The 12451-nt window shown below is 69.5% G+C and carries 13 protein-coding genes; 9 read left to right on the forward strand and 4 right to left on the reverse strand.

Annotated elements, in window-relative coordinates:
* Positions 1 to 88: 88 nt before the first annotated feature.
* From ACWPN7_RS13505 to ACWPN7_RS13520, 4 genes are all read left to right on the forward strand, one after another.
* Positions 89 to 706 carry a DUF1013 domain-containing protein gene (locus tag ACWPN7_RS13505; protein WP_014239918.1) on the forward strand — a complete coding sequence of 206 codons (618 nt, stop codon included), beginning with the start codon at positions 89 to 91 and terminating at the stop codon, positions 704 to 706.
* 157 nt (positions 707 to 863) lie between these two features.
* Positions 864 to 1457: a UbiX family flavin prenyltransferase gene (locus ACWPN7_RS13510; protein WP_041810970.1), complete on the forward strand. Its 594-nt coding sequence runs from the start codon at positions 864 to 866 to the stop codon at positions 1455 to 1457.
* 57 nt (positions 1458 to 1514) lie between these two features.
* Positions 1515 to 2207: a carbonic anhydrase gene (locus tag ACWPN7_RS13515; RefSeq protein ID WP_137102645.1), complete on the forward strand. Its 693-nt coding sequence runs from the start codon at positions 1515 to 1517 to the stop codon at positions 2205 to 2207.
* A 229-nt stretch (positions 2208 to 2436) separates the two neighbouring features.
* Positions 2437 to 3807, forward strand: coding sequence for a flagellar hook protein FlgE (locus tag ACWPN7_RS13520; protein ID WP_459197979.1), 1371 nt, complete (start codon positions 2437 to 2439; stop codon positions 3805 to 3807).
* On the opposite strand, the gene ACWPN7_RS13525 is transcribed toward ACWPN7_RS13520, so the two are convergent.
* Entirely contained in the window at positions 3797 to 5578 is a 1782-nt protein-coding gene (locus tag ACWPN7_RS13525; protein ID WP_459197980.1) for a tetratricopeptide repeat protein, read from the reverse strand. The two genes, ACWPN7_RS13520 and ACWPN7_RS13525, sit on opposite strands and share 11 nt — an antisense overlap.
* A 216-nt stretch (positions 5579 to 5794) precedes the next feature.
* Between ACWPN7_RS13525 and ACWPN7_RS13530 the strand changes: the two genes are divergently transcribed.
* Positions 5795 to 6187: a hypothetical protein gene (locus ACWPN7_RS13530; RefSeq protein WP_014239913.1), complete on the forward strand. Its 393-nt coding sequence runs from the start codon at positions 5795 to 5797 to the stop codon at positions 6185 to 6187.
* On the opposite strand, the gene ACWPN7_RS13535 is transcribed toward ACWPN7_RS13530, so the two are convergent.
* The 3 genes from ACWPN7_RS13535 to ACWPN7_RS13545 are packed head-to-tail and all read right to left on the reverse strand — an operon-like array spanning position 6171 to position 8342.
* A complete protein-coding gene (locus ACWPN7_RS13535; RefSeq protein WP_492273320.1) occupies positions 6171 to 6755 on the reverse strand; it encodes a GNAT family N-acetyltransferase in 585 nt (194 codons plus the stop codon). The genes ACWPN7_RS13530 and ACWPN7_RS13535 overlap by 17 nt on opposite strands.
* A gap of 13 nt (positions 6756 to 6768) precedes the next feature.
* On the reverse strand, positions 6769 to 7227 hold the full coding sequence (locus ACWPN7_RS13540) for a TIGR02444 family protein (RefSeq protein WP_349621393.1): 459 nt from the start codon (positions 7225 to 7227) through the stop codon (positions 6769 to 6771).
* A gap of 29 nt (positions 7228 to 7256) precedes the next feature.
* Positions 7257 to 8342 carry an ATP-dependent 6-phosphofructokinase gene (locus ACWPN7_RS13545; protein ID WP_014239910.1) on the reverse strand — a complete coding sequence of 362 codons (1086 nt, stop codon included), beginning with the start codon at positions 8340 to 8342 and terminating at the stop codon, positions 7257 to 7259.
* Between the two features lie 217 nt (positions 8343 to 8559).
* Between ACWPN7_RS13545 and ACWPN7_RS13550 the strand changes: the two genes are divergently transcribed.
* The 4 genes from ACWPN7_RS13550 (at position 8560) to ACWPN7_RS13565 (ending at position 12451) form a co-directional block, all read left to right on the forward strand.
* Entirely contained in the window at positions 8560 to 8745 is a 186-nt protein-coding gene (locus tag ACWPN7_RS13550; RefSeq protein WP_014239909.1) for a YdcH family protein, read from the forward strand.
* A gap of 162 nt (positions 8746 to 8907) precedes the next feature.
* A complete protein-coding gene (gene purE, locus ACWPN7_RS13555) occupies positions 8908 to 9375 on the forward strand; it encodes a 5-(carboxyamino)imidazole ribonucleotide mutase (RefSeq protein ID WP_051140162.1) in 468 nt (155 codons plus the stop codon).
* A gap of 3 nt (positions 9376 to 9378) precedes the next feature.
* Entirely contained in the window at positions 9379 to 10461 is a 1083-nt protein-coding gene (locus ACWPN7_RS13560; RefSeq protein ID WP_103041187.1) for a 5-(carboxyamino)imidazole ribonucleotide synthase, read from the forward strand.
* A 274-nt stretch (positions 10462 to 10735) separates the two neighbouring features.
* Positions 10736 to 12451 (forward strand): EAL domain-containing protein, encoded by a 1716-nt coding sequence (locus ACWPN7_RS13565; protein ID WP_492273321.1) that lies wholly within the window; start codon positions 10736 to 10738, stop codon positions 12449 to 12451.

Here is a 12451-nt window from a genome sequence, read left to right on the forward strand (position 1 = left end):
GGGCGAAGCTCGGGACCATCCGGTAAAGTATGGCCGATCGCGCCACCCGCCAGCGGGTGCGGTCGGGTTGGAGTTGTCAGGAGGGACGATGGCACTGCCCTTGATGCCGAAAGCGACGGCCGTCTGGCTGGTCGAGAACACATCCTTGACCTTCGAGCAGATCGCCGCCTTCTGCGGCCTGCATTCCCTGGAGGTCCAGGCCATCGCCGATGGCGAGGTGGCGGTCGGCATGGTCGGGCTGGACCCGGTGGCCAACGGTCAGTTGACCAAGGGCGAGATCGAACGCTGCGAGCGCAACCAGGATCTGCGCCTGAAGCTGCTGGTCCCCGACCTGCCGCTGCCGGCGGCGCGGTCCAAGGGGCCGCGCTACACCCCGATCACCAAGCGCGGCGACAAGCCCGACGCCATCGCCTGGCTGCTGAAGCACCATCCGGAGCTGTCGGACGCCCAGCTCTGCCGCCTGATCGGCACGACCAAGCCGACCATCGCGGCGGTCCGCGACCGCACGCACTGGAACGCCCCGAACATCAAGCCGCGCAACCCGGTGCTGCTCGGCCTGTGCACCCAGCGCGAGCTGGAGGAGGCTCTGGCCCTGGCGGTCCGCCGCGGCGGCGTCCCTCTGTCGCAGGAGGAGCGCGAGGCCCAGGACGGCGAGGACGGCTACGGCGACGAGTCGCCCTATTCGGAGCAGGAAGAGGCGCGCTGACGCCGCCTTCCCGGCCCCTCTCCCCCGGCGGGAGGGGGGCTTTTTGCTTTTGTGCGACCGGGTGCGGCCCGTCCCTCCGCCCCCGGCGCCGGGCCCGTGAAGGGGTCCACAAGACCGCGCTCTGGACGACGCCCGGCCCGCGCGCTACTTCTTCGGCATGACTGCACCCTCCCGTCTTGTCGTCGGCATCAGCGGAGCCTCGGGCGTGATCCTGGGCATCCGGCTGCTGTCCGTGCTGCGCCGGATCGGCGTCGAATCGCACCTCGTCGTCAGCCGCTCCGCCGAAGTCACCCTGGCCCATGAGACGGACATGAAGGTGGCGGAGCTGCGCGCTCTCGCCGACGTGTCCTACGCCGCCGCCGACATCGGCGCGGCCATCGCCAGCGGCAGCTTCCGCGCCATGGGCATGATCGTCGCCCCCTGCTCCGTCCGCACGATGAGCGAGATCGCCACGGGTGTGACCTCCACCCTGCTGACCCGCGCCGCCGACGTCACGCTGAAGGAGCGCCGGCCGCTGGTGCTGATGGTGCGCGAGACGCCGCTGCATCTGGGGCATCTGCGCACGATGACCCAGCTGGCCGAGATGGGCGCGGTGATCGCCCCGCCGGTCCCCGCCTTCTACAGCCGCCCGCAGACCATCGACGATCTGGTGGACCACGCCGTCGGGCGGGCGCTCGACCTGTTCGGGCTGGACGCCGGCATCGTCCGCCGCTGGGGCGAGCCGGCGCCTGCGGAGGTTCTGGAAACATGACCCGGCCTGGGCTATACCGCATCCGCTAAATCCCGACCGAAGAGGGGTATCAGAACGATGCCACACACCCGCGACCAGGACGTTCCGATTCGTCAGCTTCTCGCCGGGATGAAAGGCTTCCGCGCCCGCTATTACGAGCGCCGGCCCGACAGCATGCGCCAGCTCGTCGAGGAGGGGCAGAAGCCGAAGATCCTGATGATCGGCTGCTCCGACAGCCGCGTCGATCCGGCGCTGCTGACCCAGGCGGAGCCGGGCGAGATGTTCGTCGTCCGCAACGTCGCCAACCTCGTCCCGCCCTACCAGCCGGACGGCAGCTACCACGGCACCTCGGCGGCCATCGAATACGCGGTGCGGGTGCTTCAGGTCAGCCACGTCATCGTGCTGGGCCACGCCCTGTGCGGCGGCATCCAGGGGCTGATCCGCCTGCGCAAGGGCGAACCGGACCAGAACGACTTCGTGTCGCCCTGGGTGTCCATCGCCAGCGCGGCGCTCGATCCCTACATCCCGCCCGCCCAGGGGGACACCGACGAGGAACGGCGCAAGGCCGAGTTCGAGCGTCTCCAGCAGAAGCCCGACGTGATCGAGCGCGCCGCCGTCCGCACCTCGGTGGACAATCTGATGACCTTCCCCTTCGTCCGCGAGCGGGTCGAGGCCGGGTCGCTGGAACTGCACGGCTGGTGGTTCGACCTGGACAGCGGCGACCTGTGGGCCATCAATTCCCAGACCAAGATGTTCGAACCGGTCGATTGAGACCAACGAGGGCGCCGGCGGCTGGGCGAAAGCTGCCCAGCGCACGGTGAGGAGCCGCTTCCGCCGGGAAATTTCTGCCCATCCCTTGGTTTCGGCGGCCTGAACAAACCCCTCCCCACCACGGAAGAGGGTTGTTTCAGCGGCTCCCCGCCTTCTGGCACGACGGTTGCAATTCCCAGATCGGCGCGTTCCGGCGGACGCGCGTCGATGGGAATGAGGCGGCCGGACCATGGGCATCACCACGATCTTCAACAATGGCGTTCTCGGGCTGACGGCGCAGAACCGCGCCCTGGGCACCATTTCGAACAACATCGCGAACGCCTCGACGTCCGGCTTCAAGGCGTCGGAGACGCAGTTCTCCGACTTCGTGCTGAGCGACCGCACCGGCAACAAGGACCCCGGCAACGGCGTGCGCGCCTTCGAGCGGTTGGACCACAGCGGCGGCACGGTCACCCGGACCGACATCTCCACCAACGCGGCCATCAACGGCAACGGCTTCTTCATCGTCCAGGATCTGGCTGCCCAGACCGGCACGACCGCGACCGCCACACAGACCAGCGACGGTTCGGTCTTCCTCACGCGCTCCGGCGACTTCTCTCCCGACAAGGAAGGCCGTCTGGTGAACAGCGCCGGAAAGGCGCTGATGGGGTTCAAGCTCGACCCCGCCAGCGGCGCCGGCTCCTTCGGCAGCCTCACCAGCATGACGCCGGTCTCGCTGAGCGGGTTGCAGGACTACCGCGAAGCCTCGACCCAGGCGTCGCTGAACCTCAACCTGCCCTACGACCAAGCCCCGGTGTCCGGCCAGATCACCACGGCGAACACCACCGGCGTCGTTCTGAACATGGTGGACAAGAACGGCGCCGACGGGGCGATGGCGCTGCGCTTCCTGAAGACCGGGCAGGCGGAGGACGGCACCTCGACGTGGCAGGTCTTCAACGCCGGAGTCATCGGCGCCGACGGCAAGCCGGTTGGCAACGGCAACGTGAACGACCCCACCACGTGGCAATCGCTCGGAACGCTGAACTTCGCCCGCAACGGCACGCTGACCGGCGGCCCCACCGGCAGCCCGGTGACCCTGACCCTGAATCCCGGCGGCGATTTCTCCCAGACGACGCTGGATCTCGGTTCCTATGGGAAGATGACCAACTCCATCACCACCATCGCCGGCATGGATCTGGGGATCGTCCAAGGCAACAACGGCATCCGCGCCGGCACCTATCAGGGGGCGGAACTGACCGAGGATGGCTTCGTCGCCGCGAACTTCCAGGGCGGCAGGCAGCGCTACATCTACCGCATCCCCGATGCGACGGTGATCAACCCGACCGATCTGGAAAGCGTGTCCGGCACCATGTTCCGGACCACCGCCAATTCGGGCGCCATCCGTCTGAACTCCTTCGGCAACCTGACCAGTGAGACCGGCACCAGCGCGCCGAAGACCGTCGGGGCGTCACTGAACACGGCCAGCGTCGAGGGCTCCAACGTCAAGATCGAGGAGCAGTTCACCACGCTGATCCAGGCGCAGCGCACCTACTCCGCTGCCTCCAAGCTGGTGTCCACCGCCGACGAGATGACCCAGACGACGATCACGCTCAAGTCGTAAGAGCCACGGCGCGCAACGCGTCGGCGACGCGCCCGCCCACCTCCGCCCAGTCGCCGACGCGGGTCTGGCGGAACAGGCGGGCGGTGGGGTACCAGGGGCTGTCCTCCCGCCCCAGCAGCCAGCGCCAGTCCGGCGACAGCGGCAGCACAACCCAGACCGGCACCCCCAGCGCCCCGGCCAGATGCGCCGGCCCGGTGCAGGAGGAAATGACGAGGTCGAGGTTGGCCATGATCGCCGCGGTGTCGGCGAAATCGGCGATGTCCGGTCCCAGGTCGGTGAAGGTCGAGGGCATCGGTACCCGATCCAAATCCTCCCGCCCCGGTCCCTTCTGGAGGCCGAAAAAGCGCACGCCCGGCGCATCCAGCACCGGTCGCAGCCCGGCCAGCCGGGGCGAGCGCAGAGCGTCGCCGGGAAAGCGCGGGTTGCCCGCCCAGACCAGCCCGACCCGCAGCCCCGGCCCACCCGTCAGTTGCCCGTCCGCCAGCCGCTCGCTCCAGGCGGCGGCGCGTTTCGGGTCGGCGCGCAGATACGGCACGGCGGTGGGCACATCATCCAGCTTGGTGCCGAAGGCGCGCGGCAAGCTCATCAGCGGGCATTCCAGATCGAAATCCGGAAGCGGGTCGCCGCGGGCGATCAGCCGCTCCACCCCCGGCAGGCCCGACAGAACGCTCACCAAGGGCCGTTGCACCTCCAGGATCACCCGCGCGCCGCGCGCCGCCACCAACGGGACGTAGCGGACGAACTGAAGGGTGTCGCCCAACCCCTGCTCGGCGTAGAGCAGGATGGTGCGCCCGGCGATGTCGCCGCCGGTCCAGGTGGGCTGGGCGAAGCTGCGCCAGGGAGGTTCCGCCCGCGCGTCGTGGCGGCGCCAGTCGAACTCCGGCCAGCCGCCCTCGCAATCGCCGGCCAGCAGCCGGGCGAAGCCGCGGTTCCAGCGCATCCCGGCATCGCCGGGGCGGGCCTGCAACACCCGGTCAAAGTCGGCGAGCGCCTCCGCCGGCCGGGCCATGGCAAGCCGCGCGTTGCCGCGCGCCGACCACAGGGACGGTCCGGAAAAACCGCGTTCCTCCGCCGTGGCGAAGGCCGCCAGCGCCTCTTCGAAGCGGCCCAGCCCGGCAAGCAACGATCCGAGATTTCCCCACGCCGCGCCATAGCCGGGTGCGAGGTCCAGCGCCGCGCGGTAGGCGGCCTCCGCCTCGTCCCAGCGCTTCTGCGCCGCGCAGGCGGAACCGAGCATCATCCAGGCCGCCGGCGATCCCGGCGCCAGCGCGGCGGCGCGGCGGGCCGCCCGCTCCGCCTCCTCTCCCCGCCGTCCGGCCAGCGCCGATTCGGCAAGGTTCACCAAGGCGTCCGCCGAGGCCGGGAGCAGCGCCAGCGCCCGCTGCGCCGAACGGGCGGCCTCCGGCACCCGGTTCAGGTCGCGCAAGGCGGCGGCCCGGCTGGCGTGGGCGTCGGCGAGCAGCGGGTCGAGCCGCAGGGCGCGGGCGTAACCGGCCTCCGCCCCCGCCGCGTCGCCCATGGTCTGACGCGCCCCGGCGAGGTTGGAGTGCCCGCCCGCCGAGTCGGGACGCAGCGCCAGCGCCCGGCGCAGCAGGCGCGCCCCGTCGGCCGGCCGGCCCGTCTGTGCGTGGAGCACGCCCAGGAACTGCGCGGCGTCGGGCTGCTCCGGATCGGCTTCCAGAATCCGCCCGTAGAGCGTCGCCGCCTCGGCCAGACGGCCCGACTGGTGGTGGTCGATGGCGGCCAGAAGGGCCTCGATGATCGTCGCCATGGGACGCGCCTGATGATGGAAGGGGTACCGGAAGCCGAAGGACCGGACAGGTCCGCTGACGCATTGGTCACAAGTCCTGCCGTTCCCGCAACCCACCCACGAGAAGCCCCGCGTTGCATTTCACTTTTGCAAAATTTATTCTGCACACCATGCCCTGGAGCATACCGGGGTATTCAGCGCGAGGACCGCGTCCCGCTTATGAAAAGCATTCCGTCGATGACAAGCACCTTGAACGTCTGCGCCCTCGCCCTCACCTGCGCCCTCGTCCCGGCGATCCTGACCGCGGCGCCCGCCGCCGCCAACGAGAAGCCCGCCGGTGGCGGCTGCCCGTGGGCGCAGGACGTCAAGCTGGACCTCAACGGCAAGACCCTCACGTTGAACCAGGAGGCCTTCTCCGCGAAGGGGGAGCCGCTGGATCTCGAGGGCTATCAGATCTTCCCGCTGCTCGACCAGTTGAAACTGCGCATCCTCGGCCCGCGCGGCCAGGAGTGGGAGGCCGGGCTGACCCGCCTGTCCGGCGGCAAGCGCTGCCAAGCCTTCTACGTCGGCAAGCCCTTCCAGGTCTCCGACGAGACCGGCGACCGCAACAGCCTCATCCTGGTCCGCTGACACCAGCGCCGATCCCGTCCCGCCAGCGGCCGCGCCCGATCCGGTAGAGGACGTGCCGCTTCAGGCGATGCCCATCGGGAACCCGCGGGTGATCGAAGTCGCCCGCCGCGTCGCGCTCCATCCCCAGCCGCTCCATAACCCGCTGCGACCGCCGGTTCTCCGGCACGGTGAAGGCGACGATCTCGTCCAGCCCAACCGCGCCGAACCCGTGGGCCAGCGCCAGCCCGGCGGCCTCGGTCGCCAGCCCTTGCCCCCAGTGGGCGGGGTCGAGCCGCCACCCCACCTCCACGGCGGGGGCGAAGGGCGCCTCCCACGTCACGCGGGCCAAGCCGACGAAGCCGATAAAGGGGCTGTGGCCGGGCCGCTCCACCGCCCAAAAGCCGAAGCCGTGTTGGTCGAAATGCTCGCCGATGCGCTGAATCACCGCGTCGCTGGCCGCGCGATCGGAAAGCGGCAGCAGATGCTCCATCACCGCGGGATTCCGTGACAGCGCGTGAAAGGCGTCGCCGTCCCCGTCGCGCCAGGGACGCAGGATCAGGCGCGCGGAGGTGAGCGTGACATGCGGCATCGCACCGGTTCCGTCAGGGCTCAGGCGGCGTGTCGAGCGCCGCCAGCAACGCCATCACCGCCGGGTCGCCCTCCGGCACCAGCCGGTAGAGATTGACCGCGGCCAGCGCGACGCCGCCACCCGGCGTGGGGGTAAGTCCGGACAGGGCGAAGAGACGGTCCTGCTGGACGCGCTCCGCCTCCAGCTCCACCGCCTTCAGGCGCTTGTAGAGGGCATCGTCCTCCCCCTTCGCCCGGCGGCGGACGGCGCGCAGCGGGCGGACCACCTCGTCCCGCCAAGGGGCGACCGCGGAGTCGATCCGCGCCAGTTCGCCCGCCGGAAGGTCGGCGTTGCAGGCCATGCCCGCCCAGGCGGCGAACAGCAGAAGGTTCACGTCCTGGCCGAGCCGGTCCTGAAGATCGAGGCAGGCGGCGGACACGCCGGGCCGTCCGTAGACGGCGAGCGAGAAGTCCCAGAGCGGGTTTTCCGACATCGCCGCGCCTGCCTCCCCGAAGTCGCCGCTCAGTCGCCCAGGCTGATGCCCAGGCCGCGGGCGGTCTTGACCATGGCGCCGTCCAGCTCCACGCAGGCGTACTTGGCGATCGCCTCGGTGATCGGCACGTCGATGACGCCGCGGTCCGACCAGGCGACCATGCGGTCGAACTTGCCCTCGGCGATCAGGTCCACGGCGTGCACGCCGAAGGCCGAGGCGACCAGACGGTCGCGCGGGCTGGGCATGCTGCCGCGCTGGACGTGGCCCAGAACGGTGACGCGGGTCTCCGCCCCCGTCGCCTCGGCGATCTTCTCGCCGATGTAGTCGCCGATGCCGCCGTAGCGCTTCTGACCGCCCTGGAACAGCTTCTGCACGCCGGTGCCGTCCACGGTCTTCACCGCCTCCGACACCACGACCAGGGCGAAGTTGCGGCCGGTCGAGCGCACCTGCTTGATCTTCTGGGCGATCTTCTCGATGGAATAAGCGATCTCGGGGATCAGCACCACGTCGGCACCGCCGGCGATGCCCGCGGCCAAGGCGATGTGGCCGGCGTCGCGGCCCATCACCTCCAGCACCATGACGCGGGCGTGGCTGGCCGCGGTCGGCTGGAGCCGGTCGAGCGCCTCGACCGCCACGCCGACGGCGGTGTCGTAGCCGACCGACACCTCGGTCAGGCCGAGATCGTTGTCGATGGTCTTGGGGATGCCGACCATCTGGAAGCCGCCCTTGTCGGCCAGCTTCTTCAGGATGGCGAAGCTGCCGTCGCCGCCGATGCCGATCAGCGCGTCCAGCCCCAGCTCACGGTAGCCGCCGATGATCTCGTCCGACCGGTCCTTCTGGGTGCCGTCGGCCATCGGGTAGGCGAAGGGGTCGCCGCGGTTGGTCGTGCCGAGGATCGTGCCGCCCATGCGCATCATGTTGCCGTCGACCTGCGGCAGGTCGAGCACCTGATACTGCACCGGGCGCTGCAGCAACCCCTGGGTGCCTTCCTTGATGCCCAGGACCTGCCAGCCGTAGGTCAGGACGGCCCGGTGGACCACCGCGCGGATGACCGCGTTCAGCCCGGCGCAGTCGCCGCCGCTGGTGAGAATGCCGATGCGCTTGCCTGCTGTCATGGATGACTGTCCCGTGTCGTCTGGAACCGCTGCGAAAGGTAGTCATACCAGAACGTTGCTCCACCGCAATGGTTCTGGTCCTCCGAGTATATTACATTCCGGCGACCGGATTATAACCCTGCGAAGAATGCGTGGTTTCGCACTGCCGTTGCGCCGGAAATCTGGTATAGTCCCCGCCGCTCAGCCAGCGGGCCCCGCGCGTATGAACGAACAAGAGATGCTGAAGGAAAAACTGGCCACGCTTCGCAGCGAGCATCGCGACCTCGACGACGTGATCGCCCGACTGCACGAACGTGCGCCGTTCGACCAGCTTCAGATGCAACGTCTGAAGAAGCGCAAACTCGCGCTCAAGGACCAGATCATGGTTCTGGAAAGCCGTATGCTGCCCGACATCATCGCCTGACGCGGCGTTTCGGCGGGGAACATGGCCCGGCGCATCGCGTCGCGCTGGACTCCGCGTGCGCGCTTTCTATAATGCGCCGCTTTCCGGACCTAGAGGAAAGCGCGCGCCGTGTCCGCATCCATCGCCGCCACCACCGACCGCAAGCCGCTGGTCGGCATCATCATGGGCAGCCAGTCGGACTGGACCACCATGAAGCACGCCGCCGAGACGCTGACCGCGCTCGGCGTTCCGCACGAGGTCCGGATCGTCTCCGCCCACCGCACCCCGCAGCGTCTGGTCGAGTACGCGACCACCGCCCGCGAGCGCGGCCTGAAGGTGGTCATCGCCGGTGCCGGCGGCGCCGCCCACCTGCCGGGCATGGCCGCCTCCATGACCCCCCTGCCCGTCTTCGGCGTCCCGGTGGAAAGCCACGCGCTGAAGGGCATGGACAGCCTGCTGTCGATCGTCCAGATGCCCGGCGGCGTTCCGGTGGGCACGCTGGCCATCGGCAAGGCCGGCGCGATCAACGCCGCCTTGCTCGCCGGTTCGGTCATCGCCCTGATGGACCCGGCGGTCGCCGAGGCGCTGGACGCCTGGCGCGCCCGCCAGACCGCCGCCGTCGCCGAGGCCCCCGTCGACGAGCCCGCCTGAACCATGACCCACCGCATCCTTCCGCCCGGCTCGACCATCGGCATGCTCGGCGACGGGCAGCTCGGCCGCATGACCGCGCTCGCCGCCGCCCGGCTGGGCTACAAGACGCACGTCTACGCGCCGGGATCGGAGGGCAGCCCCGGCGCCCAGGTCGCGGCGGCCGTCACCTCCGCCGGCTGGGACGACCTCGACGCGCTGGAAGCCTTCGCCCGCTCCGTCGACGTGGTGACCCTGGAGTGGGAGAACGTCCCGGTCGCCGTAGTCGAGCATCTGAACCGCTTCACCCCCGTCCACCCCGGCGGGAAGGTGCTATCGGTCGCCCAGGACCGGGTGGAGGAAAAGTCCTTCGTCAACGCGCTGGGCATCGGCACCGCCCCCTGGCGCGCCGCCCGAAGCGCCGACGAGGTGGCGAAGGCCGTGGCCGAGATCGGCCCGCGCTGCATCCTGAAATCCACCCGCCTCGGCTATGACGGCAAGGGGCAGGCCCGCATCGAGCCGGGCAGCGACCCGGCGGAGGCCTGGGCGGCCATCGGCTCCGACGCCGGCATCGTGGAGGGCTTCGTCTCCTTCACCTGCGAGGTGTCGGTGATCGTCGCCCGCGGGCTGGACGGTAGCATGGCCGCCTACCCCGCCGTGGAGAACCGGCACAAGGACGGCATCCTCGACAAGACCATCGCCCCGGCCCGCGTTCCGGCGGAGACGGCGGCCGAGGCCGAGCGGGTCGCCCGCCGCATCGCCGAGGCGCTGGACCTCGTCGGCGTGCTGGCGGTTGAGATGTTCGTGACGCCGGACGGCGGCGTGCTGGTCAACGAGATGGCCCCGCGCCCGCACAATTCCGGCCACTGGACCATGGACGCCTGCCATTCCTGCCAGTTCGAGCAGCTCGTCCGCGCCGTCTGCGGCCTGCCGCTCGGCTCGGTGGAGCGGGTGGCCGACGCCGAGATGGAGAATCTGATCGGCGCCGACGCGGACCGCTGGCCGGCGCTGATGGCCGAGCCCGGCGCCCGCCTCCACCTCTACGGCAAGGCGGAGTCCCGGCCGGGCCGCAAGATGGGCCATGTGACCCGGCTCCATCCCCGCACCTGACCCTTCCGGTCGATTCTCCGCTTTCGATCGTCGCTGCGGGCCGTTTCCTGTTCGGAAACGGCCCGCAGTCGTTTTTTTCTCGCGGCGGGTGCGATAATCCGGCGCGGCTCAAAACCATATTTCTCTTTAAATCATTGAAAATTCTAGGTTCCGAATTTTTCTTCGGAACGGCGGGGCAAATCTTGCCGCTTTTTTCAGAACGGGAACACGGCTAGTCTCCATTCAATGAATGGCGCAATTCGATAAATTTTTTCTCAATTTCGGGCTATTGCCGATGCAGCTTGCGCATGACTCGATCAGACGCCCGGTGCCGCAGACCAGCACGCAGGTCCGACGCCCGTCGCACCGCGAGCGCGACCGCTTCGTCGGCTTCGCCTTCGCCGCGGCGGATCTGCTGATCGAGACCGACGCGAAGGGCACCATCCTGTTCAGCGCGGGGGCGCGCTGCCGCCTGACCGAAGGCGACGTGGCGGGCTTGGTCGGCAGCAGCCTGCTCGACGTCGTGGCGCCCAACGACCGCAAGTACGTCACCGTCCTGTTCAAGCGCATTCAGGACAAGGGCCGCATCAAGCCGGCGCGCGTCGTCTTCCAGGGCTGCGACGGCAACCGCTTCCCGGCGCTGCTCGGCGGCTGCCGGCTCGACTCCTGCCCCGGCTCGCTGTTCCTGACCGTGCTGCTGGCTTCCGGCCCGCGCAACACGAACGAGGCGCTGGCCGCCGCCGGCCAGCTTCTCGACGGCAACGCCTTCAGCCACATCCTGGAGGACCGCATCCTCAAGGCGCGGGAGAAGGGGCTGGACAACGCCCTGACCCTGCTGCTGATCGACGGCCTGCAATCGATGGTCGACGCCCTGCCCGAAGGGGCGGCGAGCGAGGTGATGCAGGGGATCGAGGCCTATCTGCGGGCGATCTCGGCCAACGGCGACAGCGCCGGGCAACTGGCCACCGACCGCTACGGCATCGTCCACGCCTCCGACATCGACGGGCAGGAGGTGCAGGACCACATCACCCAGATCATCCAGAGCGTCGGCGGCGAGCTGCCCGGCGGCATCCGCACCTGGTCGCTGGACGTGTCGGACGAGCGGCTGGACCCCGCCGACGCGGCGCGCGCACTGGTCTACACGGTGCAGGCCTTCGCGTCGGCCCAGGGCGGCGAGTTCACCATCTCCAGCCTGGAGGACGGCGCCAAGCGCATGCTGTCCGACGCGGTGGACCGCATCGGCCGGCTGCGCGCGACCATCGAGAAACGCAACTTCTTCGTGGTCTACCAGCCCATCGTCGATATCGGGACCCGGACCGTCCACCATCTGGAGGCGCTGACGCGGGTGGAGGGCATGCCGTCCCCGGCGGACTTCATCACCTTCGCCGAGGATGTCGGGCTGATCTACGACTTCGACCTGCTGCTGACGCAGTCGGTGCTGGACACCATGCACGCCCACCGCAAGGAACCGACCCTGCCGGACGTGGCGATCAACCTGTCCGCCAAGACGCTGATGAGCCCGATCTTCCTGCGCCAGTTCCTGGCGGTGACCGAGCCCTATGGCGAACTGGCCCGCAAGCTGCTGGTCGAGGTGACGGAGACCGTCGTCGTCACCGACATCGCCAAGCTGAACGAGGTCCTGCAGAAGCTGCGCGCCGCCGGGTTCCGCATCTGCCTGGATGACGTCGGGGCCGGTTCGACCTCCTTCCAGTCGCTCTACGGCATCCAGGCCGATTTCGCCAAGATCGACGGGCATTTCGTCCGCGGCGCCGTGAACAACGGGCGGGACATGGCAATGCTGCGCTCCATCGTCGACGTGTGCGGCCAGCTCGGCCTCGGGCTGATCGGGGAGCAGGTGGAGGGGCCGGAGCACGCGCAGCTCCTGACGGAGCTGGGGGTGCCGCTGGCGCAGGGCTATCTCTACAGCCGCCCGTCCCGCGACTTCGCCTATTTCGCGAAGGATTGGGCGAAGATGGCCGGCACGGGCGGCAAGGTCCTCAGGAAGGGCTGA

Source organism: Azospirillum sp. UENF 312511 (assembly GCF_058780635.1).

Excerpts from the sequence above, each read along its gene's own strand:
- ACWPN7_RS13525 (WP_459197980.1), bottom strand. The coding sequence starts at position 5,578 with ATGGCGACGATCATCGAGGCCCTTCTGGCCGCCATCGACCACCACCAG.
- ACWPN7_RS13520 (WP_459197979.1), top strand. The coding sequence starts at position 2,437 with ATGGGCATCACCACGATCTTCAACAATGGCGTTCTCGGGCTGACGGCG.
- ACWPN7_RS13515 (WP_137102645.1), top strand. The coding sequence starts at position 1,515 with ATGCCACACACCCGCGACCAGGACGTTCCGATTCGTCAGCTTCTCGCC.
- ACWPN7_RS13545 (WP_014239910.1), bottom strand. The coding sequence starts at position 8,342 with ATGACAGCAGGCAAGCGCATCGGCATTCTCACCAGCGGCGGCGACTGC.
- ACWPN7_RS13510 (WP_041810970.1), top strand. The coding sequence starts at position 864 with ATGACTGCACCCTCCCGTCTTGTCGTCGGCATCAGCGGAGCCTCGGGC.
- ACWPN7_RS13550 (WP_014239909.1), top strand. The coding sequence starts at position 8,560 with ATGCTGAAGGAAAAACTGGCCACGCTTCGCAGCGAGCATCGCGACCTC.
- ACWPN7_RS13535 (WP_492273320.1), bottom strand. The coding sequence starts at position 6,755 with ATGCCGCATGTCACGCTCACCTCCGCGCGCCTGATCCTGCGTCCCTGG.
- ACWPN7_RS13540 (WP_349621393.1), bottom strand. The coding sequence starts at position 7,227 with ATGTCGGAAAACCCGCTCTGGGACTTCTCGCTCGCCGTCTACGGACGG.
- ACWPN7_RS13530 (WP_014239913.1), top strand. The coding sequence starts at position 5,795 with ATGACAAGCACCTTGAACGTCTGCGCCCTCGCCCTCACCTGCGCCCTC.
- purE (WP_051140162.1), top strand. The coding sequence starts at position 8,908 with ATGGGCAGCCAGTCGGACTGGACCACCATGAAGCACGCCGCCGAGACG.
- ACWPN7_RS13560 (WP_103041187.1), top strand. The coding sequence starts at position 9,379 with ATGACCCACCGCATCCTTCCGCCCGGCTCGACCATCGGCATGCTCGGC.
- ACWPN7_RS13565 (WP_492273321.1), top strand. The coding sequence starts at position 10,736 with ATGCAGCTTGCGCATGACTCGATCAGACGCCCGGTGCCGCAGACCAGC.
- ACWPN7_RS13505 (WP_014239918.1), top strand. The coding sequence starts at position 89 with ATGGCACTGCCCTTGATGCCGAAAGCGACGGCCGTCTGGCTGGTCGAG.